Source organism: Alcaligenes aquatilis, from assembly GCF_003076515.1.
Classification (GTDB): Bacteria; Pseudomonadota; Gammaproteobacteria; order Burkholderiales; family Burkholderiaceae_B; genus Alcaligenes; species Alcaligenes aquatilis.
Genome location: NZ_CP022390.1, coordinates 932,539 through 956,511 on the forward strand (window position 1 = coordinate 932,539; position 23,973 = coordinate 956,511).

Consider the following 23,973-nt stretch of genomic DNA (forward strand, 5'->3'; position numbering starts at 1 on the left):
ATAGTGAAATGCTGACGATTAAAGATTTGCGCGCTTCGGTTGAAGATAAACCTATCCTTAAAGGTCTGAATCTTCAGATCAATCCCGGCGAAGTCCACGCCATCATGGGCCCGAACGGCTCGGGCAAGAGCACCTTGTCCCAGGTGCTGGCTGGCCGTGAAGACTACACCGTTGAAGGCGGTTCGGTAGATTGGCTGGGTCAAGACCTGCTGGAAATGAAGATCGAAGACCGTGCCCGTTCCGGCCTGTTCCTGGCATTCCAGTACCCCATTGAAATTCCCGGTGTCTCCAACGCCTATTTCCTGCGTGCTTCCGTGAACGCCGTGCGCCGTCATCAGGGCTTGCCTGAGCTGGACGCCATGGACTTCCTCAAGCGCGTTAAAGAGGAAATGAAGATTGTTGGGATGCGTGAAGAGTTTCTGTACCGCTCCGTGAACGAGGGTTTCTCCGGCGGTGAAAAGAAACGCAACGAAGTTTTGCAAATGAGCCTGCTCGAACCCAAGCTGGCCATTCTGGACGAAACCGACTCCGGTCTGGATATTGACGCTTTGCGCGTGGTCGCTGATGGCGTGAACCGTCTGCGTTCCCCCGAGCGCTCCTTGCTGGTAATCACTCACTACCAACGTCTGCTGGACTACATCGTGCCTGACTTTGTGCACGTGTTGGCGGGCGGTCAGATTATCCGTTCCGGTGGCCGTGAACTGGCTTTGGAGCTGGAAGAACGTGGCTACGGTTGGGTGCTGGAACAAGCCGCCGCCGAACAAAAAGCCAAGGGAGCTGCGGTATGAGTCTGCCAGATTGGGTCAACAGCTTTGCCGCTCAGGCTGCACAAGCACCTGGGGCCGGTCTGCCATGGCTAAGCGCTATGCGTCAGCGCGCTCTGGATCGTTTTGCACAAGAAGGCTGGCCAACCACGCGTATTGAAGCCTGGCATCACACCTCTTTGGCTTTGCTGGAACAACAACGCTTTGCGCCTCAGAAATCGGCTTCGGCTGCTGAGAGGGTGGCCGCAGTGCGCCAGAACGAAGACGGGTATTTCCTGGTCTTTGTGGATGGTCATTACGACGCGTCCTTGTCGCACTTGAGTCAATTGCCTGCAGGCGTGCGCTTGTCGTCGCTCAGCGCCTGTCTGCAACAAGAGGCGGACTGGCTGGAGCAAGCTTACGGGGATGAATCTCGGGGGGCTTCCACTGCTGCCTTGAACCTGGCCTTGGCCCAGGACGGTGCTGCACTGCATGTCGCTGCTGGTCAACATCTGGAGCAGCCTGTCCATTTGGTGTTTGTACGCACGCAAGGGGGCAGCGCCAGTTTCACGCGTAACCTGATTTCCTTGGAATCCGGTGCCAGTGCAACCGTCGTGGAGCACTATCTGGGTGAGGACGGGACTGACGCTTCCCTGAGCAGCGTGGTGACTCGTCTGAACGTGTCCCCCGATGCCAACCTGACGCACATGAAGTTGCAGCAGGAAGCCCCGCAGGACTTCCATCTGGCCGCTATTGATGTTCAGCAAGGCCGTGGTTCGGTATTTAACTCGCATTCCCTGTCGTTTGGTGCTCGTATTGCCCGTAACGATATTGCTACCGTGTTCAATGGTGAGCGCTGCGAAACCTTGTTCAATGGTTTGTACTATGTAGACGGTCGCCGTCATGTAGATCACAACACCATCATTGACCATGCCCAGCCTAACTGCCAAAGCCGTGAGTTCTACCGCGGTATTCTGGCCGACACCGCTCGCGGCGTATTTAGTGGTCGCATTCTGGTTGGCAAGGGCGCTGACGGTACGGATTCGGTGCAACGCTCGGACAGTTTGCTCTTGTCCAAGATGGCACGTGCGGACTCCCGCCCCGAGCTGGAAATCTATGCGGATGACGTCAAGTGCGCACATGGTGCCACGGTGGGTCAACTGGATGCGGACAGCCTGTTTTACCTGCGTTCGCGCGGTATGACGATGGAAGATGCTCGCAATATGCTGATCTACGCGTTTGCGGCTCAGTCTTTGGAGCGTATCGCTTCCGAGAGTCTGCGTAGCCGTGCCACGGTTGGTATCAATGCTTTGTTGCCCGGCGGTCTTGCCCTTGGAGAGCTTGCATGAATGCGCCTATGCCCGTAACTGCTGCTGGTTTGCTGAATCACCGCGAGGATTTCCCTATCCTGGCCCGCCCCATCCGGGGCCAACGCCTGTCCTATCTGGATAACGGGGCGACGACGCAAAAGCCGCGCTCGGTCATTGAAGCCGAGGCGCGATTCTATGAGCAGTCCAATGCCAACATCCACCGTGGTGTGCATTGGCTATCTCAGCATGCTACTGAGCTGTACGATCAGGCCAGAAGCACAGTGCGGGCATTTCTGAATGCCGCGCGCGACGAAGAAATTGTGTTTACGCGTGGCACCACAGAATCCATCAATCTGGTGGCGTATAGCTGGGGCATGGACAATCTGAAAGCAGGCGATGAAATCTTGCTGACAGGCTTGGAGCATCACTCCAATATCGTGCCTTGGCAATTGGTTGCACAACGTACCGGTGCCATCATTCGCGTGGTGCCCGTGCTGGACAATGGCGAGCTGGATCAGGAAGCGTTCAAGCAATTGCTCAATGAAAAAACCCGCTTGTTGGCCGTGGGGCATGTGTCCAATGCCTTGGGTACGATCAATCCCATCGCTGACATGACCCGTCAGGCGCATGCCGTCGGTGCCAAGGTACTGGTGGATGGCGCTCAATCCGTTCCCCACGGTGTGGTGGACGTGCAGGCTCTGGATGCTGACTTCTACACGTTCTCGGCACACAAACTGTACGGCCCCACGGGTATGGGCGCTTTGTACGTACGCTACGAGATTCTGGACAGCATGTCACCTTGGATGGGTGGCGGAGACATGATCACCACCGTCAGTTTCGAGCAAAGCAATTACGCGCCGGTTCCACAGCGCTTTGAGGCAGGTACACCCAATATCGCGGGCGCCATCACTATGGCAGCTGCCATGGATTATTTGATGGGTATAGGTATGCAGCGTATTGCCGACCACGAGGCGCTATTGCTGGAGTATGCGACCGATGCCTTGTTGGCCATGCCGGGTATCCGTATTGTCGGTACGGCCGCACACAAGGCAGGCATTGTGTCCTTCTTGGTCGATGGCATTCACCCACACGATCTGGGCACCATCCTGGACATGGACGGCGTTGCCGTGCGTGCTGGTCATCACTGTGCCATGCCCTTGATGACACGTTTTGGTATTCCGGGCACAGCTCGTGCCTCCTTTGCCTTGTATAACGATTACGCAGACATTGATGCTTTGCTGGCTAGCCTGCGCAAAGCTCAGAAACTATTTGGAGTTGGCTAAATGAGCCAGGATTTCAACGGGCTGCGCGAGCTCTACCAAGAGGTCATTTTTGACCATAATCGCAGCCCGCGTAACTTTGAAGTAATAGAAAACGCCAGCCATTTTGCCAATGGCCACAATCCTTTGTGCGGGGATCAACTGGCTGTTTACGCGGTCGTGGAAGACGGCATTGTGCAGAAAGTCAGCTTTGTGGGGCATGGCTGCGCTATTTCCAAAGCCTCGGCATCCTTGATGACCGAAGCGGTGAAGGGCCTGAGTCTGGCCGAGTTTGAGTCTCTCTTTCAAGATATGCACGCCATGCTGACAGAGGCCCATCCCGATCGAGATCTGGGCAAGTTGGAAGTGTTGTCGGGTGTGCGTGAATTCCCCGCACGGGTTAAATGTGCCACTTTGGCCTGGCATACCCTGCATAACGCCATCAATCAGGCCAAAGAAACCGCGCAAACCGAATAAAGGCGCAAGCAAGTCATGAGCTACTTTGAACGACATGATGTGCTGGTCAGCCGGGACTGTCCGGCTGTCAGTATCCCTTACGGTGCTCCCGTTACGATCGAGGCGGGTTGTACAGCAACGATTACCCAGAAGCTGGGTGGCAGCTATACCGTGATGGTAGAGGGCAACCTTTACCGAATTGAAGGTGTCGATGCCGATGCGCTGGGTTTCGAGTCTCAGGATAAACCCGAGGTTTTTGTACCCGAGCTGCCTCTGAGCGAAAAAACCATTGAAGACGCTGCCTGGATTGTGCTTGCCAGCGTGTACGATCCGGAAATCCCGGTCGATATCGTTAATCTGGGTCTGGTGTATGCCTGTCATGTAAACCAGACTGGGCCGGAAACGTTCTCCATCACTATGGACATGACGCTGACGGCTCCGGGTTGCGGTATGGGCACCATGATTGCGGACGAAGCCCGCTATAAGCTGGAGACCATCCAGGGCGTAGAGAAAGCGGTGGTGGAGCTGGTTTGGGATCCGCCTTGGAGCCGGGAACGTATGAGTGAATCAGCCCGCTTGCAATTAGGGATGCTGTAGTAGAAAAGCCTGCGGTTAGCAGGCTTTTTCGATGTGGGTGTTGGGCATCCCTAGCCTGGCTCCTTTGGAGACCGCGTGATAGACGGCCTCGTTGCGGTTGTGTACGTTCATCCGCATATACAGGGTTTCAGCATGCGCTTTGGCTGTAGCCGATGAAATATTCAACTGCCGGGCCACGCCCTTGATGGTCATGCCGCGTGCCAATAGCACCAGCACTTCATACTGGCGCGGCGTCAGGCCTAGCAGCCGTGCTTCGTCAAGATGGTTTGTTTCAGGATCGGCGGGTGGCCAGCGTATGGGCTCGTAGGATGTAATCAGCTTGTCGGGATGGGCTTGGAACGGCGATGGACTCGATGGCGGGGTTACAGGCGTGGCCATTGCCGTCGTTTGATGCTGGGGCGCAGGCGATGGAAAACAGGAGCCGCCGGCCAACACCAGATTGATCGAAGCCGCCATTAATTCCGGTGTGGCGGTCTTGAGCAAATGTCCCATAACGCCGGCAGGCATGTCTTGAAGCGCAGGCAAGGCGTAGTGGGACTCGGCTATCAGGAGTACGGCGCTGGGTTGCAGGCTGCGGTGCGCATCAGCCAGCAGCTTCAAACAGGCCTTGGCCGATGGCACCGACAATAGCAGCAGCTCACAACATCGTGTCTGCAGACCGGTTTCCATTGATTCGTAGTCCATGCTGAGCAGTTCCGCGCTGGGCAGGGTGTCTGCCAGCAGCCGTACGATACCCAACCTGAATAAGGTGTGTGGCTCCACGATGATAATTGTTGTCATTTTATGTCTCCCTCGCTGCGTCATAGGCTCTATGTCATTACGTTGAATAAGCCTTTTGTTGGTTGGATTGCATGTGTCATTGTCTTTGGTAGTTATGGGTATTTTCTTTTCTTGTTTCCTGTTGGCAGCCTAATTATCAGGTGGCTAGCCGCATTCAGAACTGACGAATTATGTGAAATTGTTAATCATTGTTGGTTTCCGTTAAATTTTGATGTTTTAAACGTCATGCTGTGCCGAAAAGCTCGGATTAGGTATCTAGAAAGCCTTATAAACTCGGGTTACTCCTATGCTCCATAATCCCTAAACCGCTTACATATCAATAGCTTGGGTGTTGTCAGCGGCGCCTACTATATAACATATTGCCGCTGACATTTGGCTTACATTAGCCGGTTAGTGCTGGTTGACATACGCATTGTTGAAGTTGCCCGTCTGGGTGACGGTGCTGTTGTGGCTCAGGCCGCTTTGCACCACTTGAGCGCGGTTGCCCCAACCGTTCTGCATTACCGACGAGTCCAGGTTGAAACCGACCTGGGTAACCACGGCCTTGTTATAGCCGCCGCCCTGGCTGATGTAGGAATCGTTGCCGATGCCTGCTTGGGAGTTGTAGGCGTCATTACCCAAACCACTTTGGATGATGTTGCTATCGTTGCTGTAGCCGGTCTGTTCAGTAACGGCTTTGTTATGCGAGCCGATCTGAACAATACTGGCGTGCAGGCGATCCGAATTGCCCCACCACGTGCCGGTTTGGCTGATAGTGGCATCATTTTTGTGGCCACCGCCCTGGACGATGGAGGCGTTCGAGTTGGAGACATTCCACTGATCGATCACGCCTTTGTCGTACTTGCCGCTGTCGGTGATGCTGGCGGTCGAGCTCATGCTTTTGTATTGATTGATGTACGCATCTCCCTTGTACCCCGACTGGGTAATGAAGGCGTTGACATGGCTGCTGTTGTCTTGCTCGATGACCGAGTCGTTGCGCGCGCCGCTGTCGTTGATGACAGCCAGTGCGTCACGGGTTCGGTATTGATTGACATAGGCATCGCCCATTTGTCCCGTTTGGTTTACCCAGGCCTGGTCACCGGTGCTGCGGACTTGTTCCACAACCGCCTTGTTGTCCGAGCGTAATTGCTTGATGCCGATTTGCGAACCGTTGGCCTGCCATTGGCTGGCAAAGGCGTCGTTGCGGTTGCGTGACTGGGTGATGGTGATCGTGGAGTTGCCGCCGCTGCGGCTTTGTTCCACCACGGCCTTGTTGTCGTTGCCGTTGATGACCTTCACGGTGGTGCGAACCGTACCGTTATCCCATTGGTTGATGTAATCGTCGTTGCGGTCTCCATTCACGTCGATGGTCGCGTTGGCGTTGGCGTTGTGGTTTTGAAGAACGACGCCTTTGTTGAAATTGCCGGTCTGCGTCACGGTGGCGTTGTCAGCCAGCGCCAGTGTGGGCAGGGCCAGCGCGGTGCCCAGGGCAATAGCTAATGTGGACAGTTTGCCGTTCATATACTTCTCCTCAGTGCATGTTGAAGACCGTTGTTAGGAAAGAGAGCGGTGGCCGGTCTTCTCGGAACCACCGCGCTGTCTGCTCGTGTTCAACTGCCGGTAACTGGAGCGGTCTGCACCTCATCGCTTGTGGCCTCATTGGCTTGCGCGGCCTCAGGATTGGTCACAGCGGTCTGGGTGCGCAGGCTGCGATAGGTTTCGTTTTGCTTCATGTAGTTCTGCACGATGGGGTTGTTACGGTCGGCCTCGTTTCGCAGTCGCCATTGGCCTTCCCTCATGCCTTGCACGATCAGATGCACCACTGCCGATTCAATGGCCTCTTTGACCGAGAGCTGGGCCGGTTCGTTGTTGGTTACGCCGGCCTCGATTTCCAGCAGGTCTTTGAAGTTCACGAACTTGTAGACGCTGGGCCGGACTTCGTAGGAAAAGATGGTCTTGGTGGTGGATACGCTTTGCAAAATGTTGCCGGTGCGCACGTCGATGGCTCGCAGGTTGACCGTGACTTGGTCAACCCGATACTGGGTAGACAGACCTACGCCCAGAAAGCGCGCGCCCGCGCCGCCTGTGCGCACATTGCTTTCATAGGAGATGATGCCTCCGTCCATCATGATTTCGGCCGGGGCTAGCGGCGGGATGTTGATGGCGGTGCGCTGGCCGTTTTCCTGCGATCCGTCTAGGGCGCGCACGATGCGCCGCTCGGTCAGCAGTTCCTGCAGGCTTTCGCGCTCGACCGGAGTGAACCAGCGCGAGTCACGCAAGGCTTTGACCAGCAGGGCGGCGGCTCCCTGGGTGACTGAGGTGGAAAAGGAGCTGTCCGGATTGGGCTTGTATTGGCCGGTCTGGTCACGAAACCCATAGACGGCCACGGTCAGGCGCTGGGCGGGCGCGGGCAGCTCCAGCAGATCGTGCGTGGCTGGCGAGGCGGGCGTCAGGTAGGCAGAGCCTTTGACTTCGGCCGGGGTGGAGGGGACGGCGCAGGCAGCCAGGGCCGAGGTCAGGGCCAGCACGCTTAACAGGCGCGTTGGGCGCGCGTTCAGGACGGTCACTGTGCTCATCATGGTTGCATCACTCGGAAAGTAGTGGAAGCGCCGGTGATCCGGTCCGTGGTGGTGATCGTCAGTGCTCCGCCGCCGATATCGACGACGCTGACAGTAAAGCTGCCGGTCTCGAAGGTGCCGGGTACGAATTTGCCGTTGCTGTCCACAAACTGCGAGGACGCGGCCGAGGCCAGGCGGCTGAGTACCGAGCGCTCCAACTGATCGTTGAAGTCCTGGAAGGGCGTGCGCTGCTCAAAGGACGAGCCCAGGTCTTCGGCTTCGGGGTCTGTGTGCTTGTTGGTGACCTGGGCCGAGTTCAGTAGCCATTGCCCATTGAGCGGGCTGCCGCCGAAATTCGGATTGACGGGGGTATATATCAGTTCGGTTGCATGGACGGGAGCAAAGAGCGCACCGGTCAGCAGAACAGAGGCAAGGGGCAGGAAAGTCTTCACGTTATGTCTCTCTTATTAAAGTTCGTCCGGAGCAAGGTCCGGGTTGTTGGTGAGTACGCGTTCGATTTCGCTTTTATTGACGTTTTCCAGAACAAGATCCACGGCCCGCTCACTGGCCTTCTTTGTGCCGGAACGCGCGGGCGTGAGAAAAGCGTGATACATGCGCTGGCGACGGTATTCGACCCAGATTTCGCTGCCCCAGCGGGCCGACGGGCGCTCCACCACCGTCAGGGTGAAGGGGCTGGCCCCGGTCAGCTCGCGCCAGCGATTGCTGAAGTAGCGGTAAAAGTCTTGTCCTTGCACCGTTACGGTGCGGTTGATGACGATGCCCGCGAGCGGATCGTCAAACAGGTTCTTGCGAACCACTTCAGCCTGCCGGATGGCTTCCATGAAGTTGGCCGGTTTGGGCTTGCTGGTATCTCTGCCTGGTTGTGCGGCGGCGCTGCTCATGACACACAGCATTGCCAGCAGCACGGCCCCTTGTTGGTATGGTTTTGTCATTGCAGCACCTGTTGTTCCTTCGCCTTACGGCTTGATACATCGGCGTTACTGACTATGGTAGAGACGGCCATCTGCAATTACATGAGCCGCATTTCCTAGGCTGTTTGCCCTTGTGCAGGGTTGTTTTTGCGTCGGTACTATTGATTCGGCGTAGGCTGTTTGGGGTAGGCGCGCGGACGAAAGATCAGCGGTGTCAGTGGTTTTCCGTCGTGGGTGCCGGTTGCCTGCTGCATGGGCAACGGATTGGCTGCTTCCACATGCTGTACCGCGCCGTCCTGGGCGTTGTAGAGCACGACGATGCGGCTGTGGCGCACGGTATCGATCTGTTCGTGATCAAAATGCGGCAGGGGGGGCTGCTTGGCGCGATGCAAGCGGCTGCGTTGGCGGTACAGAGCCTGGCGCAGGTGGCGCTGCTGGCGCTGCTGGCGTCGCCAGCGTGACCAGGCCAACAGCAGCAGGCCGTTGGTCAGCAGAACCGCCCCGTAGAACAGAAAGGTGGTCAGGGTCGGGAAGATCGGGTCTATCTGTTCGTAGCCAGCTTTGTCCATGGTGTGACCGATCAATAGGAGCAAGCCTTTGGCGATCAGGTAACTGAAGACGAACCAGCCGGCGATGGTCAGTAGACGGTCTATCCAGCGAGTGATGGGATGGCGTTGGGTCGTGATGATCATGACAGCTCCTTGATACCCCGGTCGGGGCTGCTCCAGCGGGCGCGTTTGCGACGCAGGCGCAGCATGACCATGGGGAAACTCCACAGCGTGGTTAAGAAATTGATCAACCAGTAGACAAATGGGTACCAGATGATCCAGAACATCGACAGGGGCAGATCGGGCTCGTAGCGACGGTCGATCCAGATGCTGACGGCGAACTGCAGCAGGCACATGCCGGCCAGCACCATACCGGTGAACGAGGGTGGGAACAGGCCGTCGATCTGGGTGGCCGCAGGCAAGTGGAGCACTTGTCCAAGCAACCAAACCAGCATCGCCACGCCCAGGGCGAAACTCCATAAGGTCGAGCACAGGTATTCCAGAGTCAGGGGCCACATGTCGCGGTTTTCCCAGCGCAGTACTTGCGGGGTGTATTTCAGGAAGGTTTCCGCCCCGCCCTGAGCCCAGCGCAAACGTTGCTTGAACAGGCCTTTCAGTGTTTCGGGCATCAGCACCCAGCACAGGGCGCGCGGCTCATAGAACACCTGCCAGCCGGCCAACTGCAACTTCCAGGTCACATCGATGTCCTCGGTGATCATGTCCAGACTCCAGTAGTCCACTTCGTCCAAGGCCTGTCGACGAAAGCCTGCGATCACGCCGGAAATCGTGAAGATTTTTCCGTAGACGCGCTGCGTGCGCTTGATCAGCCCGATGATCGAGGAGAACTCGCCAACCTGGATGCGGCCGATCAGTGTGGAGCGCGTGCGGATGCGCGGATTGCCGGTAGTGGCACCGACTTCCGGGTTGTGCAGCATGGGGGCGACCAGGTAATTGACGCCTTCCGGGTCCAGGTAGGCATCGCCGTCTATACACACGAAGTAATCGCCGCTGGCGCTCATGGCTCCCATGCGCAGGGCCAGTGCCTTGCCCTGGTTCTGGGCCAGGTGGATGACGCGCAGCTTGTCGTGCTCCTCGCTCAGTTCATTGAGCACTTGGGCGGTGCGATCGCTGGAGCCGTCGTTGATGGCGATGACTTCGATGTTGGGATAGACCTGGTTCAGCGCGGACAGGATGGTAGAGCGGGCGTTGGCCTGTTCGTTAAAGCAGGGGATCAGGATGCTGACCAGCGGCATGCCTTCCAGTTCGGGTGGGGCGTGTGGTTTATAGGTCCAGCGGCGTTCATGCTGGAACCAGAAGATCAAGCCACCGCCTATCCATATGCCCGACATGAACAGCGGGTACATGAAGATGAAGTAGAGCAGTAGGTGGCTGGTCAGGGCGACGGTGATTCCCAGAGGAATTCCGACGATCAGGCACAGGGCCAATAGGGCGATCAGTCGTTCAATCATTTTTTGTTGGATACCATTCAATCGTGATTTCCGGACGAATCACGTTCATCTTGGGCTGATTGTTGACAAAGTCGTCTGGGTAATAGCCGACATGTCGCGCCCCTCTTGCCGTCAGTGCATTGAGCCAGCCGGCCACCAGATGGGAGTCCAGCGGACGGGATGGCTGACCTTGGCCGGGCCAATCGACGGATTGCACTTCGAACACGGTGCGGCGCAGGCCTTCTGGGTGGCTGGCTACCTTATCGACCAGCTCGTTCAGCCAGGTCACGGCATGCTGATCGTGGATGTCTTCCATGCGGGGCATGGCCATCACGGCAGTCCAGTCGTAGGCTTGCAGAAAATCGTTCAGGTTCTGGGCAAACCACTGTTCGCTCTGGGCCTGCAGAACCGGTAGGGCGTACATATTGCGGGCCGTACTGATCTGCGGGCCGCGCTGCTTGCGTACCCGATCAGCCAGTTCCTGGGTCAAGTCGATCAGGGCTTGTGATTTAAAGCGCGTCCAGCGCTCAAACTGCTCGGGATTGGCTCGTATCGTCCCGATGTCCCTGCCAAAGCCGGCTTTTTCGTAGGCGTCCAGGGCGGCGGGCGAGGCATCCTCAAAGTCGGTCAGCGTGGCATCGTCATGGAATACGACACCAAAGAAGATGGCGCTGCGTCCCAGATCTTCGTACAGATCGCCCATGATCTGGCGGGTGCGCGGGTCAAAGGGGGACAGGCGGCGGTAGCCTTGTGTGGGCAGGGAAGGCGGGCTGCCGTCGGCATGCCATTGCAGTACGTGTTGCGCCGGCTCGGACGTATCGATGGCCAGCACGGGCATCCATGCAAAGACATTGACGTGGGCACGCGAACTTAATTGCCAGGCCGTGCGGTTGAACAGGTCGGCGCGCATGGGCAGGTGGCGGTTGGGAAAGTAGACCGAGCGCACCAGGCCATCGCCTGTGGGGTCGGCGAAGGCTTGCAGATAGACACTACGTGGTTTCAGGTCTGCGATGCGTTGCACCAGGGCGCTCAAGTTGCGTTCCATCTGCGCCGGATCGGGGTCGTACACATAATCCAGATCCACATGCACCACGCGTTCGGCCTGACGGTCTTCGCGGGCAGTGATAAAGCCTGCAAAGGTGCTGATGTCCGGGTCGTTATCCACCAGATAGCGTGGCATATTCATCAGGTCGTGGACGTTGGCCACGCCGTCGGTCAGCGTCAGGGCCATCTGATAGCCTTCTTGCTCCAGAATTTGCAGGCCCAGGCCGCTGATCCGGCCATAGGGCCAGACCCAGACGCGCGGCGGCTTACCGGCGTGCTGGTTGACGCGGGCACTGATGGCGCGCACATCCTCGCGAAAGCGGGCGGTGTACTCGGCATCGGTCTCGTAGCGTTTCTGATCGGTCAGGTAGCGATGCGCGGCAGCCACCGGCTGGATATTGCCTTGTGGGTTGGCGATGGCGCCGTAATGCATGTTTTGGGTGTGCGCGCCGATTTCCACCAAACCGGAGTTGGCCATTTCGTCGATTTGCGCCCAGTGCAAAAAGCGCGAACGTTCGGTGGGAAGACCGCCGAAGTCCACTTTTTCGTTGTCGGGGGTGTCTAACCATTTGCCGACCGGGGCCAGCAGCGCAGGCCAGTGATAGGCTTTGAGCAGCGGGAACACGCGGGTATAGAAACTTTGATACCCGTCGTCAAATGACAGCAGCACTGCCTTTTCAGGCAGAGGCTCCACATCTTGGCGGGCGCGCATAATTTGCTCTACGCTGACCGGCACATAGTTGTTTTCCTGTAGCCAGGAAAACTGCTGGCGCAGGTGCTCGGTACTGACGCTCAGGTACGCCTGGTTAGGATCGTGGTCCTCCACGTCGTGGTAGGCGATGATGAGCAACTCGTCATTGCGCCAGGGCTGCTCTTGTTGTTCGAGGCGACGCTGCTCGGGCGGCACATACAGGGCCGGTGGGCTGGCGCTGCAGGCCGATAAAAGGGCGCTGAAGGCCACTATCAGAAGGGTCAGGATTCGTGTGCTCATTGTCGTGGCCGCTTAGAATTTGATCTTGAGTTCAACCATGCCGCTGTACTGCTGTTCGCGCTGGCCGTCATAGGGGCGGGACAGGGCCTGCAGGCGCAGGCCGACTTCCAGATTGCGGTCGTGCTGGTAGTTCAGTTCGTAGGCGACCGAACCTACGGCACCACTGCCATAGCCGCTTTGGTGATGTAGGCCCACACCCAGTGTCAGGGCCTGGGTCAGGCGCTCGTCGTAGTGTTGGTAAATCAGGTGCTCCAGACGTAGGGCAGGCACAGCCATGTATTCGCGCCGTGGGCTGTAGTAGGGTCTGTCTTGGTCTTTGTTGCCGGAAGCCCATAGCTCCAGCTGGGCGTCGGCCTTGATGCGCGGGCTGGTGTAGATGCGTTGGTTACCTGTGATCTGCAGGCTCTGACGTACGTTGTTGTCAGAGAATTTTGTCCCGGTGTAGGCGGCTTGCACCCATTGCTCGGGGCCATTTTGCCAGCGCAACCGCACTTGTCCCTGGTTGGCCGTGATGCCTGCGGCCAGGGCGCGATTCGGAATATCCAGGGTGCGATAGTCCAGGGTGCCGCCGATGCTCCAGTGATCGTTCAGCTCGTGATCGACTTGTAGGCTGGCCCCCATTTTGTTGCCCTGGCCCCAGTTCTGGTTGTTGATCATCAGCTGCGATTGCCAGTCGCGGCCGCGGTATTCCAGACCAGCTCCCTGCCAGATTACGTTGTGGCCAAGCTCGTCGCTGGTATCCAGATGCCCGGCCAGGGCGGTGACGCGCCAGTTGTAGTCGATGGGGGCGCTGTACCATTGCGCCTCAGTGCGTATGCCGTCATTGCCCGAGACATCGCCACCGTTGCTGGTTTCAAAACCGCTGCGCAAAATCAGTTCGTTCTTGCGGTAGGTTTGCCAGTCTTTTTCCAGTTCCGTGACCCGCATATTAGTGGGGTAGTGCGCTTTGGCATACGCTAATAGTTCTTCGGCCTGGCGGTATTCGTGCAGGTCCAGGGCGGTCTGGGCCTGGCTGATGATGACGTCTTCTTGACGCGGCGCATAGGTTTCAGCGATCTTCAGATTGCGTTCCGCCGCCCTTGGCATACCCGATATGCGCTGGACATCGGCCAGCGGCACGCGCAGATTGACGTTGCTTGGTGCCTGTGCGCTGGCCTTGGCCAGATTTTCGCGCGCGTCCTTGAGCAAACCCGTATAGGTATAGAGCGAGTTTTTCAAAATCAAGGTGTCGGTATAGCCTGGATTGGGCTGGGGGATTGGATTGCCGCGTAGCCAGCGAGTGGCAGGCATGTCTTTTTCCATGCGCTCGGCCAATGCCAGTGCCTGATCTTCGCGGCCAGACTCCAGCAAGGAAAAGGCCAATCCGGTTTGATAGCGTGTGCGTGTTTTTGCGTCCAGCGAGGGTTCGGCCAACGCCCGCTCGTAGCTGGATACGGCTTGTTCGGGGTGACGGGCGCGCAGTTGCAGGGCTCCTAGCGAGGCGTAGGCATAGCCTGGATACTGGGCCGCCCGTTCGGGAGCAATGTCTACTGTAGAGGGCGCGTCTTCGCGTGTGTCCACCGCAATCAGACGGTCACCACGGATGCGGCGGGCGAAAGCGGGGTTACCCAGAAAGCTGGCGCTGTCAGCCAGTTTGTCTTGCAACGCGATGGCTCGGTTGGCGACCAGAAAACGTTCGGGCAGTGTGCGTGTGGGCTGGGGCGACAGCCGGGTCAATTCAGCGGCATAGTCGGCTTGACGGTCAGCCAGGTCTGCGCTCGAGAAGATATCGGGATGTTGTGTTTGCCATTCCATCGCCTGGCGGTGCAGGCCGGCGGCATGCAGGGACTGGTCATAATCCCGGATAACATCGGTTTTGTCTGGCTGGGCAGCCAGAGCATCCTGGCTGACGCGCAGGGCTTCGTAGTTCTGGCCGGCAGCGCGGTAGATGTAGCTGCGCGTCAGCAGGTAATTGGTGTTTTGGCGTGTGGCCGGCTGCAGTTGCTGGGCGCAGCTCAAGGCCTGGGCAGTCAGTCCGGCATCGGCCAGGCTCATGCACAGGCCCATGGTGAAGGCGGCTTGCTGTGGGAAGCGCCGCATTCCTTCCCGATACAGGTTTTGGGCCGGTGTCCATTGGCGCGCATCTTTGTGGGCGCGTGCTGTCAGCAGCAATACATCGGCCGGCAAGGGCAGGTTGGTCGGCCAGCTTTCGTACAGGTGGATGACCTCTTGCGGCTGGCCTGCCCAGGCATGAATGCGCATCAGATCAAGCTGGACACGTGTCTCTTGCGGATGCTGTTGCCGGTACTGTTGCAAGCCGGCAATGGCGGACTGGTATTGGCCTTGGCGTGCCTGTTTGATCCAATCCTCGTAGGAGGCGGCATGCAGGCTGGTGCTACATGCGGTCAGTACCAGCAGGGTAAAGGAATCCAGCCAGAACCGGCGCAGAAACGAGGTTCTGGCTGGAAAGAGGCCGACGTTTTGCAGAGCTTGTCTTTTTATTGATCGCCTGGACACTTCTCTTCCCCTTGTTATTTGTATATGCTTCTTGCCACTGTTCGTTACTGAGCGAACAGAAGGGTCTTAAGGGATATCCTAGGAGTCTGGGCCTCTGGCGGTAATTGGCCTTTTGATGTAAACCGTCTGGATTTTTGTAGTAAGCCACTCGGCCTAAGCTAAATGCTTCTTAAGAAAAAGCGTGCACAACAGAACAAACAGGGTGATGGCTTTATTCTTTCGGGGCGTAGCGCAGCCTGGTAGCGCACTTGCATGGGGTGCAAGGCGTCGAAGGTTCACATCCTTCCGTTCCGACCAGATTTTGAAAGGCCTACAGCAAAAATGCTGTAGGCCTTTTTTCATTGCTTCGGGGATTTTGTGGAGATTCATTTTTCACCGATGACCCGGCCTTTTTCTCCGTGGCGTGACCACTGGCGCCTTTTCGGTGCTGTGAACAAGCTTCTTGATTTTGGCCTGAAGCTTGGGCAGGTCAGCGGCACAATGCTGAAACCGGCATTCGCGGGACGTTGATATAAATCCACCCATTGCTCTGCTGCCCCAGGGCCTGGCTGCGCGTTATCCTGAGGCGTTCATGCGCGCCATCGGGTCGCTCTTGTGCGGAAAGATCCATGCGGGATCTTGTCCACGCTGGCCCGAAAAAACCGAACGGGCGACAGGATTCAAAACGACCAGCTTGCCCCTCGGTTCTTCATGCCCGATGCTTCAATACGAAAGGGCAAGGCTTACTGCTGCAACCACAGCAGAGCGTTCTGCGTCCTTGTAGTTTGCTTTCCCCTCCGTCACGGTAGCTGTGCAAAGGCAGGTGTTAGCAGGATTGGGAGTTCCATGCCCTCTAGTTGCAGTAGTCCTGCCACCCCGAGCGTGTGGGTGGGGGTATTGAAATGCTGCGGCTGGAGAGTCCGGCATTGGGTGTAGTTCGCTTGCTTATTTTGTAACAGTGCTATCTATATCCATGAAGAGCGATCATAGTGTCGTCAGGGAGATTTTTCCCTTGAATAATTAGGACATACATTGAAAACAGAAATTGGTATCGTGAAGTGGTTCAATAACGAAAAAGGCTTCGGCTTCATCGCCCCGGAAAGTGGCGGCAAAGACCTCTTCGCACACCACAGTGAAATTCAGGGTACTGGGTTTAAATCTCTTGAAGAGAACCAACGAGTTTCTTTCGTTGCAGGCGCTGGCCAAAAAGGCCCTTGCGCTACCCAGATCCAGATCATTTGATCCCCTGCTTGCCTGATTAGGCAAGTATTGAGTTGATCGGTTAAGGCCGAACCCTTTGAAACATTGGGTTCGGCTTTTTCGCGTTATGTTGCTCGATATCATCATGCGGGCACAGGGCTTGTATGCTCTCAGGCTGAGCTATGGTTGCCAGACGCTTGTTCTGGGCGGATAGCAGGGCTATGTAGGTCCTAGGCCAGCCCGATCTTGTCTTTGTTCGTTGCTTGGGAGAGGGGAGTGAAAAAGATGCTGGCTGCAGCGGCAATCGCTGCGCTTTGGGAAGTCCACGACCTCCATGAGTAACGTTGATGATGCGCGGACTCAACGAGCGTAATGTTCCGCTTTGATAAGGACGACAAGCTGATTGTTGACACCAGCACTGAAAGCGACATAGACATGGCCACAGGGATCGCTGTAGACGTTGAACCGGTTAAGAATCGCCCTGTAAACAGGAGTCCGGCATCGTCAGCCTGATACCAAAGAATAAGAGATGGGGTAGTAGCGCCCAATAAAAAAACCCCTCTCGGGGCTTTCTGGTGATGGGCTCGTTACGTGAGCTGACGTATCAGAACGGAAGGCCGGGGAACCGGTCTTTTAATTGTCGGATAAGGGTTTGACGCGTTGTGACCAAGCGAGAGGCAAGTGCTTGAGATTCTTTTATCGCCGAACGATTAGGTTCGCGTAAAGGGGATGTATGAAGCGGGCTGCGACTAGCCTGGTTAAGTTTTTCGTAGATAGTGATACCTTCTGTATGACTCCAAATTTCGCTCCAGCCTGGACATAGAAGCCTTCCAAGGCAATGGTATAGCGTTGAATTTGAAGGGGTAGTGAGATAGCGAGATTGCTATCGTTGAATGAGATCAATCTTATTGTACCAGTATGGGCGTTTTGACAATTGAATCATAGGATTGCTTTGTAACGCTTCCTCGAATTGAAGGGGGCTATGTTCGGGCCTAGCATAATCGCCCAGCACAAAAGCCTCGGTGTGAACGGCACTCCAAAAGTTGGACACCCATCCAATCTTTGGGGGTTTTTCTATGCCGAAGTATGATGTGATGGCCCCGCGCAGCATCGATGATCACTCTCTGGCCGGACCTGTTGGCATAAAGTTTTGGCGAACGTGCATGGTGTAGGTCTTTCAAGCCTAAGGCGTTGGATCACCAGCGATCGAACTTATGGTGATTAGGGCTTGCGCGCCTAGGATGCAAGCGCAATCAGCGGCTCTGCCTCCTAGGATGCGTGAGTGACTGCGAAGAGTCTAACGAAGCCGTTTGAGCCGATTTGGCTAATGCCTGCTATGCTAGACCAGCTGACAGGTTATCCGTGGTAATTCGACCTTTCAGGAGTGCCTATGTACGTTAAGGCATTACCGGGCATACCCCTGCCTAGTTCCTTCTGCCAAGAATAAACCGAGCGAACGTGAAACAAGATCAAATTTAACCAAACTGGAGAGATTTCCATGGGCACCAAAATTGTTACTGAAGCCGACCGTAAGCGTACTCCTCCTCCCGCTGCGCCCAAGGGTGTCACCCTAAGCACAAAAAGCCGGGGCCAACGTGTTAGCCAGGAGCGTGGCGCGCACACCCGCAGCAAGAAAAATCCGGGCAAGCGCGCGCATTCGGGTTAATTAGAGGACAAGAAAGGAAGAGTCAGGAGGCGCTCAGTTTTTACTGTGCGCCTTTTAGTTAGTTGCTTTTTACTCTCAGTCCGGTGGCTTCAACCTTAGTCACACCGTCAACTTTTTTAGCTGCCGCGACGGTTTTCTTATAGGCGTCTTCACTGGAGACCGTTCCGGCAATCATTGTGACGCCTCCTTTTGTCTCGACAGTAATGTTCTGACCCTGCAGTCCTTTGTCTTGTGCTAGAACAGCTTTAACTCGTTTAGAAATTTCTTCATCGTTGGCTTGTTCCCCAGCATTCGTCTTGTAATCGGCCACTTCCTGAGCGTTTGCTTCCCCTGGCGTTTTCTTCTCTAGCGTTACATTTTCTGGTGTTGCAGATAGATTTGGATGGGATGTCTTGTCATCTGCTATGGCGCCTGCGCTTAATCCAAAGCTCAGTGCTGAGGTAATCAGTAGTTTACGGATGGTCGTTGAATCAGTCATTTTTTCACCTAGCGTAAGTGGAATGATTTTCAAAGAGTTCGTTGCTACATAGCCATCACTCTCATCGTCTTTGAGGGCGGGAACGTCCGACGCATCGTGCACATCGCGCCGTGATCTCACTTTCCCATCTAGTGCTCCTTTTATGAAGGTTGATACAGGTAGCAGCTCAGCTCTTGCGAGCTGGCCAACGACAAATTGAGCCTCATTGCGTTTGGCTTTTACTGACTTTAACGCTAACTATATGCGCAAAACGGACAAAAAATTACGTGAGTAACTGAGTGTGGGGGCGCCATCTCTTACCGCGTCGGGAATCAGGGCTACTTTAGGAGCGTTTTTGTTTATTGATCACCAGACGGAGATAAACAAGCTATTTATTGGTTTATGACCTATCCTGTACTACTGGCCTGACATTTGTTGGGGTAGCCATTGACCAATGGAGGTCACAATGGACAAGAAAGGGAAAGCGCCTAAAAAGGCAAGTACACGCAAGTCTGAGCTTGCTCCACCGCAAGTGGGTTGGCCAACTCAGACTTCCAACGAGGGGATCAAGCGCGCCAGTGCTGCTCATGATCATAAACCCACAGGAAGAGGCGCGGCGCGGGGTAGATAAGCCCTGGAGACTCGTATGACTCTCTTTTAACCTGTCACAGAAAGGGCCTGCAATGTCATCATTGCAGGCTTTGTTGTTTAGTGTGTGCACGTATATCTTGCACGCTAGCTTTAAAAATCTTGTAACAGGCCCGGCCATAACTTAAAGCCCAGGCAAGCGCCCCAACGATCGCGTTCATACAACCACAATGTTTTGCAGTTGCTGCATTGGTATAAGGATTTTTTCGCTTCCCCATGGCCTGGTGATGAGGGGCAAGCGACCGTCATGAATTCGTGCTTGAGGCCGAGTGACGAGGATAAGGGTAAAAGCTGGCACAAAGTGCACAGATTACGCGAGCCTTGATAGGGCACTTTTTTCTCCTGAAGGGAGTGACTCCAGGCGTTGACCCTAGTAGTGGGACGTTTTGTTGTTGTTAGCGTCGCCAGGGGCAAATCTATTGAGGAAAGCGGGCCGTCGCTGAGAGGTTTGACAGTCCTATTTGCAGACTCGTTGGGGCAAGTCTGCAAAAGCGACGTATTTGCCTTGCGGCGGGTTCCGCGCGGTAAAGCACTCAGAGCGAGTTAAAAATGGATGGGTCGTTTTGCGCTGGTGGTGGGGTGCGAGGTTTTTTGTCGCCGATAGGCTCATCGTTTGCAGGTAGTGTTTGATCGTCTTCGTGGATCCGTTCGATTTCGACGGGACGTTTGTCGCGTGGGTCTGGGATAGGGGGATCGGCTTGGTCAGTGGCCGAGAGAAGGGGGAAGCGAAGCAAGTTAACTTTTCTTCCTATGGACCGGAGATTGTGTGTCATAGGCACTCCTGCCATGACTGGCGGGATGTCTCTCAGAGAGTCTGAGCAACAGCGCCAGTAGCGCCTTCAAGCAGTTATCGAGAAGGTCTACGTTCATACTAGGCTGATCGTTGAAATGCTCATCATGTTAATTTGTAAGTCATTGTATTTTAAGGATAAGTATAGTCTTTACGCTTTGGTTTAATCCAGCTTGAAGCGTTGGGAAGGTCTATACCGAATGTTCATTCGACGGCCGCTTAGAGGGGGTGGTTAGCACACAAATGTCACCTTGCTTATGCATGGATTGAAAAAAGCCCACGCGATGGTGGGCTGCTTTTTCGCAGTGGGGGATTCGGGGAAAACAAGCCAAGGTCAGTAGGCGCCTAGGGAAAGTCGCTGCGCTTAAACTCGCCTTGATCGCGGGTCTCCACGCGTTTGCCGTCTTGATATTTCTCCAGGCGATAGGGGGCGCCGAACAGGTAGTCCCATTGCGTGCCATGACGCTTGCCGTGACGGTATTGGCTTATTTCCGATAAGGCGCCGCTATCGTGAAACCTGACCTGTACACCGTGGTAGTTCCCTTCATTGTCAAACGGGATGATGGCAACCAGATAGCCCTGCTGCGAGTAGCCGTGCCATACCCCTACCTGATAGCTGTTACGGTACTGACCTTGGTAACGGGTCGACAAGGGGTAGGTTTCTATCCATTCGCCTTCCCGTCGGTCGTTTTGATAGTGTCCTTTTTCTGTAAGTTGGCCGTTCTCATAGCGGATGAACTCGCCATGGAGCATCCCATTTTTATAGTTTGATTGCTTTAACAATTGTCCATTGGCGTCGAACTCAGTTTGTTGGCCGTGCAGTTCACCTTGCTGGTTGTAGTGGCTAATGATCTGACCCCATGAGTTTTTGCTGACCCATTTTCCTGTCCTCTGGTCATTGGTGTAGTGACCGCTGGACATGGGTTCGCCAGCTTGATCGTAGCTGTGGTAGGGGCCATGACGTTTGCCGTGCCGATAGGAGGTGTGCTCAAGAGAGTCATACGCTTGCTGTACAAATAAGCCGTGTCGTTGCTTATCCAGGTGTTCAGAGCGTTCGATCAAGGTTCCCTGAGGGTTGTAGGCTTCGTGCAGCTGCCAACGCTTGTCCACTGAGGTGAGCTGCACAATATGCAGTTCGCCGGTTTCGTGGAACCACTTTTCTTGTTCTGCCAAACCGTATTCGGTCTTGATTTGTTTGCTTTCGTTTTTGGCGGCGTGGCTGGGCAAGGCTATAAGCATTAGTGCCGTCAGTGTGAGGGAGCCTAGAGTGGGGGCCAGTCTGGTGGTCAAGCTCATTGGATGGCCTCTTCAAGCGCCTTGAAATCGGGAAGTGGTTCGAATTGATGTTGCCAGGTTTTTGTAATGGGTGTGCCCGTTGCCTCTAGTTTTTCGACACGGTTTACGAGGCCCATAATCTGGATATGGCCGGACTCATCCACGTAATCAAACAGTTTGTCCCCCAGAGGACTGCCGACCGCAGGCTGGGATCGGGGGGCGGTAATAGCCAACACCCTGTCCTGTTGATCGAGAAAGCGGTATTGGCGTAAAAAGCGCTTTATAGGAAGTGTGCGGGCGTGTTCCTCCCAGCCCTCTCCCAATAGTGCGGCTGCGGACACTTGCACACTGAGTTCAGGTAGGTTGATCGGTAGTGGCTGCCAGACGGGCGTCCCTTGGCAGGTGAGCGCGATGTGTGCCTTAAGGCCGTAAAAGTAGAGGCGTGCCTGATCGGAGGTTTGCAGTTGATAGACATACTGCTGCGGCATTCGCTGCGTAGCGCCATAGTTTGTGTTGTCAGCGGTGGGAGGGGGCGCAAAATGTAAGGGCGTGCCTTTTTCTGTCAGGCCACTGGTTTCTTGCAGCGTACAAAGCTCCGCTTGCTCGGGAGTCAGCGTGACGTAGAGGTCTGGGGCATCGGTGCTGAAGGGGGCCAAGTTCTCTAGCGTGGCAGTTTTGAACTCATCGTTTTGTTGAAAAGAGTCGAACAGCAGCTGTGTGGTGATGGGCGCAGCGGCGTTCTCGGGACGCGCCTGATTCAAATCGTAAAAACGTACCGTCTTGCTTTCAATAGGCTCGGGTGCGTAGTTTCTGTAGGTCAACGCAACGGCATCGGGCAAGGTATCGAGAAACTTGACTTTGAGCTCTTGGGGCAGGTGTCCTTGCAACACAATGGCCAGTAAGCGTTTTTCGCCTAGGCTTAGCCAGTCAGCCGCAGTCTGGTCATGTGGGTAGCGTAATTCCCCTTTGTCGATCTGTGTGACATCAGGGAAAAAATAGCCGGTCTCGCCTGGTATCAGTTGGATCAGGAACTCATACGGATTATCTGTGGGTTGCACGATGACTTTGGCCCCTTCAACCTCCACCTGTGAACCTTCCGGTTTGATCGGCACGGTGACCTGAATATGCTCCGTGGCGTGGTAGTTAAGCGTAGCTTCGATGTATTGCAGTTTTTCCAGAGCCTGGGCAGTCTTATCCCAACCTAGGGGCAGGATCTCAAGACTGGTTTCGGCATCATCATGGTCCAGGCCAGGGTGCTGGAAGGCGCCGGCAGCCTTGAAAGGGATAGCCAAGGCCTGATTGTTTTCATCGTAGGCGGCAAGGTTGCTGGCGCTTATTTCACCGACCATGTAAGGGGATAGGCCTAGATGCGCGTAGTGCAGCAAGAAGCGCTGGTCGTACGTGTCCAGCACGCCTTGTGTATTGAGCATGGCTTGTGTGGAGGACGACAGGGAGGGGACGGGTGGGCCTGTTTTTTCCTGCGTGATCAGCTCGTACCCCTCTGCATTTTCTAGAAACTGCAGATCATGATTAAAGCGCCAGCTCTCGGGGTAAATCGCGGACACAATCCTAAATGTTCCCTTGTCGCGCAGTTCGGGGGGCAAGGGGACCTGCATGACGACCGCCTGGCGCACCAGCCAACCTGTCTGGCGCTCAATGACGGCATAGCCAAAAATACGGGTGTGCGGGTCCGCAGTCTCGTCCTGATTTGTATCGGCAATCGCGAGCGTAACGAGCTCTGAGTCAAAATCCTTGACGGTCATGCGTATGTCAGGAAGGCCGTTTTGACCTTTAATGATTTGCGAGGCCCCTTTTTTCACCGCTAATTGATGCATGAGCCCTGGCCGAGATAACTGATCATTGAGCAAGTGATCCAACGTGGCCTTAAGCTCAGCTTTCAATTTCTGGCTGGAGGTATTGAGCGTGACATCGACCAACTGGTTGTTTTCTTTATCGACGGTTACGGTGTAGCCTTCTTTCAAGGCAATACGCAGCTCTTTTTCGCCGTAGTCGCCCTGTTCAAAACTGCTCATACCGCCATGTTTGAAGTTAAGGCGCATGTACTCCGGGCTAACATTCAGCTTGTAGGTGGAGGATTGATCCTCCACACCGTAATGCATCAGCATCTTGATGGACATGCTCTCGGAAAGCTGGCGTGTGCCACGCTGAACATCCACTGTCATGTCGGTATACACCTGATAGCGCCGTTCGTCACCGTCAACCGGGTGAAAAGTAAGCTTGGAACCAGGCCCGTCAGGAGAGCATCCGGCAAACATCAAGACGGTTAACGTCGCGGTAATGGCAAAACGCAAAACAATTTCCTTGCTCAGTCAGTTTGTTAACGCGCACTACCATAGTGTTTTGTAGGGGCCATTTCAAGAAAGAGGCCGGTTTAATTCAAATTGAAATGACTGGACAGAAGGAGTTACATCTTGGGTGATCGGCCAAGCGATAAACAGTTGTGTGAGGCCTTGTCGGAATTGTTTGTAGACAGGCCGGTTAATTACCAGGCGATTGCGAACGTGGCTAAGCACTTTTCGCCCCACTATGTAGAAAGGGCCTTGTTCGAGTGGGTGGCGCCGGTTTGTTATTCCAATGCGCTTGCCCCCATCCCTTCAATCTGGACCGGGTTTGAACCAGACCAACTCTGGCGCGATATTGTGGCGCATCGTCAGGCTCGTGCCGGTGCCGGTCTGTTCAGACGGGTGCGCTGGCATGCTCAACAGCGTTTCCTGCGCTATTACTTTGCCAAGGAGTGGCGTGAGCTGTCTCAGTACTTGTCATCGGGTACCCCCCCCATTTTTAACGATCGTTAAA

Annotated in this window: 20 protein-coding genes and 1 tRNA gene; 9 read left to right on the forward strand and 12 right to left on the reverse strand. The window is 55.5% G+C overall.

Features of this window, described 5'->3' with window-relative positions; genetic code table 11:
* Window positions 1-8: 8 nt before the first annotated feature.
* From sufC to sufT, 5 genes are read left to right on the forward strand one after another with little or no spacing between them, the layout of a single operon-like run.
* Window positions 9-788 carry a Fe-S cluster assembly ATPase SufC gene (sufC, locus tag CA948_RS04410; RefSeq protein WP_094196592.1) on the forward strand — a complete coding sequence of 260 codons (780 nt, stop codon included), beginning with the start codon at window positions 9-11 and terminating at the stop codon, window positions 786-788.
* Window positions 785-2,092, forward strand: a complete 1,308-nt coding sequence (gene sufD / locus CA948_RS04415) for a Fe-S cluster assembly protein SufD (protein WP_108727427.1) — start codon at window positions 785-787, stop codon at window positions 2,090-2,092. Before sufC ends, sufD begins: the two co-directional genes overlap by 4 nt.
* Entirely contained in the window at window positions 2,089-3,336 is a 1,248-nt protein-coding gene (locus tag CA948_RS04420; protein ID WP_094196594.1) for a cysteine desulfurase, read from the forward strand. The genes sufD and CA948_RS04420 overlap by 4 nt, the downstream gene beginning before the upstream one ends.
* Complete coding sequence (gene sufU / locus CA948_RS04425) at window positions 3,337-3,789, forward strand: Fe-S cluster assembly sulfur transfer protein SufU (RefSeq protein WP_009454366.1); 453 nt, start codon at window positions 3,337-3,339, stop codon at window positions 3,787-3,789.
* Window positions 3,790-3,804: 15 nt separating this feature from the next.
* Window positions 3,805-4,365 (forward strand): putative Fe-S cluster assembly protein SufT, encoded by a 561-nt coding sequence (gene sufT / locus CA948_RS04430; RefSeq protein ID WP_094196595.1) that lies wholly within the window; start codon window positions 3,805-3,807, stop codon window positions 4,363-4,365.
* Between the two features lie 15 nt (window positions 4,366-4,380).
* On the opposite strand, the gene CA948_RS04435 is transcribed toward sufT, so the two are convergent.
* The 9 genes from CA948_RS04435 to pgaA form a co-directional block, all read right to left on the reverse strand.
* The gene (locus CA948_RS04435) at window positions 4,381-5,145 is read right to left on the reverse strand and encodes a response regulator transcription factor (protein WP_094196596.1); all 765 of its coding nucleotides are present in this window, start codon (window positions 5,143-5,145) and stop codon (window positions 4,381-4,383) included.
* 390 nt (window positions 5,146-5,535) lie between these two features.
* Window positions 5,536-6,645, reverse strand: coding sequence for a curlin-associated protein (locus tag CA948_RS04440; RefSeq protein WP_094196597.1), 1,110 nt, complete (start codon window positions 6,643-6,645; stop codon window positions 5,536-5,538).
* A gap of 89 nt (window positions 6,646-6,734) precedes the next feature.
* Window positions 6,735-7,703, reverse strand: a complete 969-nt coding sequence (locus CA948_RS04445; RefSeq protein ID WP_376912926.1) for a CsgG/HfaB family protein — start codon at window positions 7,701-7,703, stop codon at window positions 6,735-6,737.
* Complete coding sequence (locus tag CA948_RS04450) at window positions 7,700-8,134, reverse strand: curli assembly protein CsgF (protein WP_094196599.1); 435 nt, start codon at window positions 8,132-8,134, stop codon at window positions 7,700-7,702. The genes CA948_RS04445 and CA948_RS04450 overlap by 4 nt, the downstream gene beginning before the upstream one ends.
* A 15-nt stretch (window positions 8,135-8,149) precedes the next feature.
* Entirely contained in the window at window positions 8,150-8,635 is a 486-nt protein-coding gene (locus CA948_RS04455; RefSeq protein ID WP_009454353.1) for a curli production assembly/transport protein CsgE, read from the reverse strand.
* A 137-nt stretch (window positions 8,636-8,772) separates the two neighbouring features.
* Window positions 8,773-9,306: a poly-beta-1,6-N-acetyl-D-glucosamine biosynthesis protein PgaD gene (pgaD, locus tag CA948_RS04460; RefSeq protein WP_108727428.1), complete on the reverse strand. Its 534-nt coding sequence runs from the start codon at window positions 9,304-9,306 to the stop codon at window positions 8,773-8,775.
* Window positions 9,303-10,631, reverse strand: coding sequence for a poly-beta-1,6-N-acetyl-D-glucosamine synthase (pgaC, locus tag CA948_RS04465; RefSeq protein WP_094196601.1), 1,329 nt, complete (start codon window positions 10,629-10,631; stop codon window positions 9,303-9,305). Before pgaC ends, pgaD begins: the two co-directional genes overlap by 4 nt.
* The gene (gene pgaB, locus CA948_RS04470) at window positions 10,624-12,645 is read right to left on the reverse strand and encodes a poly-beta-1,6-N-acetyl-D-glucosamine N-deacetylase PgaB (RefSeq protein ID WP_108727429.1); all 2,022 of its coding nucleotides are present in this window, start codon (window positions 12,643-12,645) and stop codon (window positions 10,624-10,626) included. Before pgaB ends, pgaC begins: the two co-directional genes overlap by 8 nt.
* Before the next feature lie 12 nt (window positions 12,646-12,657).
* Window positions 12,658-15,141, reverse strand: coding sequence for a poly-beta-1,6 N-acetyl-D-glucosamine export porin PgaA (gene pgaA, locus CA948_RS04475; protein WP_159086116.1), 2,484 nt, complete (start codon window positions 15,139-15,141; stop codon window positions 12,658-12,660).
* A 220-nt stretch (window positions 15,142-15,361) separates the two neighbouring features.
* Between pgaA and CA948_RS04480 the strand changes: the two genes are divergently transcribed.
* The 3 genes from CA948_RS04480 to CA948_RS17680 all read left to right on the forward strand — a co-directional run bounded on the left by CA948_RS04480 (window position 15,362) and on the right by CA948_RS17680 (window position 17,986).
* Window positions 15,362-15,438, forward strand: a tRNA-Pro gene (locus tag CA948_RS04480).
* Between the two features lie 714 nt (window positions 15,439-16,152).
* The gene (locus CA948_RS04485; RefSeq protein WP_094196604.1) at window positions 16,153-16,362 is read left to right on the forward strand and encodes a cold-shock protein; all 210 of its coding nucleotides are present in this window, start codon (window positions 16,153-16,155) and stop codon (window positions 16,360-16,362) included.
* Window positions 16,363-17,818: 1,456 nt separating this feature from the next.
* Entirely contained in the window at window positions 17,819-17,986 is a 168-nt protein-coding gene (locus CA948_RS17680) for a hypothetical protein (RefSeq protein ID WP_164461337.1), read from the forward strand.
* A 58-nt stretch (window positions 17,987-18,044) separates the two neighbouring features.
* On the opposite strand, the gene CA948_RS04490 is transcribed toward CA948_RS17680, so the two are convergent.
* The 3 genes from CA948_RS04490 to CA948_RS04505 all read right to left on the reverse strand — a co-directional run bounded on the left by CA948_RS04490 (window position 18,045) and on the right by CA948_RS04505 (window position 23,468).
* Window positions 18,045-18,566 carry a BON domain-containing protein gene (locus CA948_RS04490; RefSeq protein WP_094196605.1) on the reverse strand — a complete coding sequence of 174 codons (522 nt, stop codon included), beginning with the start codon at window positions 18,564-18,566 and terminating at the stop codon, window positions 18,045-18,047.
* Between the two features lie 1,660 nt (window positions 18,567-20,226).
* Window positions 20,227-21,177, reverse strand: coding sequence for a toxin-antitoxin system YwqK family antitoxin (locus CA948_RS04500; RefSeq protein WP_108727432.1), 951 nt, complete (start codon window positions 21,175-21,177; stop codon window positions 20,227-20,229).
* Entirely contained in the window at window positions 21,174-23,468 is a 2,295-nt protein-coding gene (locus tag CA948_RS04505; protein WP_108727433.1) for a hypothetical protein, read from the reverse strand. Before CA948_RS04505 ends, CA948_RS04500 begins: the two co-directional genes overlap by 4 nt.
* A 120-nt stretch (window positions 23,469-23,588) precedes the next feature.
* Between CA948_RS04505 and CA948_RS04510 the strand changes: the two genes are divergently transcribed.
* Window positions 23,589-23,972 (forward strand): DUF7079 family protein, encoded by a 384-nt coding sequence (locus tag CA948_RS04510; protein ID WP_108727434.1) that lies wholly within the window; start codon window positions 23,589-23,591, stop codon window positions 23,970-23,972.
* Window position 23,973 lies beyond the last annotated feature (1 nt).

Excerpts from the sequence above, each read along its gene's own strand:
- CA948_RS04500 (WP_108727432.1), bottom strand. The coding sequence starts at position 21,177 with ATGAGCTTGACCACCAGACTGGCCCCCACTCTAGGCTCCCTCACACTG.
- sufC (WP_094196592.1), top strand. The coding sequence starts at position 9 with ATGCTGACGATTAAAGATTTGCGCGCTTCGGTTGAAGATAAACCTATC.
- sufD (WP_108727427.1), top strand. The coding sequence starts at position 785 with ATGAGTCTGCCAGATTGGGTCAACAGCTTTGCCGCTCAGGCTGCACAA.
- CA948_RS04440 (WP_094196597.1), bottom strand. The coding sequence starts at position 6,645 with ATGAACGGCAAACTGTCCACATTAGCTATTGCCCTGGGCACCGCGCTG.
- pgaD (WP_108727428.1), bottom strand. The coding sequence starts at position 9,306 with ATGATCATCACGACCCAACGCCATCCCATCACTCGCTGGATAGACCGT.
- pgaB (WP_108727429.1), bottom strand. The coding sequence starts at position 12,645 with ATGAGCACACGAATCCTGACCCTTCTGATAGTGGCCTTCAGCGCCCTT.
- sufU (WP_009454366.1), top strand. The coding sequence starts at position 3,337 with ATGAGCCAGGATTTCAACGGGCTGCGCGAGCTCTACCAAGAGGTCATT.
- pgaC (WP_094196601.1), bottom strand. The coding sequence starts at position 10,631 with ATGATTGAACGACTGATCGCCCTATTGGCCCTGTGCCTGATCGTCGGA.
- CA948_RS04445 (WP_376912926.1), bottom strand. The coding sequence starts at position 7,703 with ATGATGAGCACAGTGACCGTCCTGAACGCGCGCCCAACGCGCCTGTTA.
- CA948_RS04420 (WP_094196594.1), top strand. The coding sequence starts at position 2,089 with ATGAATGCGCCTATGCCCGTAACTGCTGCTGGTTTGCTGAATCACCGC.
- CA948_RS04435 (WP_094196596.1), bottom strand. The coding sequence starts at position 5,145 with ATGACAACAATTATCATCGTGGAGCCACACACCTTATTCAGGTTGGGT.
- CA948_RS04455 (WP_009454353.1), bottom strand. The coding sequence starts at position 8,635 with ATGACAAAACCATACCAACAAGGGGCCGTGCTGCTGGCAATGCTGTGT.
- sufT (WP_094196595.1), top strand. The coding sequence starts at position 3,805 with ATGAGCTACTTTGAACGACATGATGTGCTGGTCAGCCGGGACTGTCCG.
- CA948_RS17680 (WP_164461337.1), top strand. The coding sequence starts at position 17,819 with ATGGGCACCAAAATTGTTACTGAAGCCGACCGTAAGCGTACTCCTCCT.